The 708-nt window shown below is 39.1% G+C and carries 1 pseudogene; it reads right to left on the minus strand.

Features of this window, described 5'->3' with window-relative positions:
* Positions 1–708 (minus strand): annotated as a pseudogene (locus ACVCXO_RS00075) (gliding motility-associated C-terminal domain-containing protein); the annotation flags it as partial.

Genomic DNA, 708 nt, shown 5'->3' on the forward strand with positions numbered 1-708 from the left:
ATTAATATCATCTGCACAAGCTTGAAGTTCTACGATATTATCTGCATTCCAAGTATCTGCTAAAGTTTGGTTATTATCACCATCACATTCTATCGTTTCATCTACTACATTACAAGCAGTAAGATCTGGACCAGTAGCATCACCGAAGTTCAGCGTTACTGTAATTGTAGATTCATTACCACAATCATCTGCAACGGTATAGGTAACAGGAAGCGAACCACAAGGACCACAAACCACATTTAAGTTATTGAAGTCGTAATTGGAAGTTACGTTATAAACACCATCTGCATCACAGCTATCTGAACCACAAGATTCAAGCGCAGCAATATTAGCAGTATTCCAAGCATCTGCAATAGTTTCGTTATCATCCGCTGTACAATCTACAGAGGCATCTGTAACTGTAGTACAAACTGTTAAATCTGGACCGATAGAATCGTTAAGCGTAAGAATGGCAACAAGTATAGTTTCGTTATCACAATCATCAGCAACGGTATAGGTAACTGTAATTGTACCACCAAGTCCACAAGTGGAAGCAAGGTTGGCAAAAGCATAATCTGAAGTTACATCGAATACCGCATCTGTATCACAAGAATCTGTACCACAAGATTGCAGTGCTAAAATATTAGCAGCATTCCAATCGTTAGCAAGCGTTTCATTATTTGTTCCGTCACACTCAATCGTTTCATCCGCTACCGTACAAGCTGTAAG

Source organism: Lacinutrix sp. MEBiC02404, from assembly GCF_053601575.1.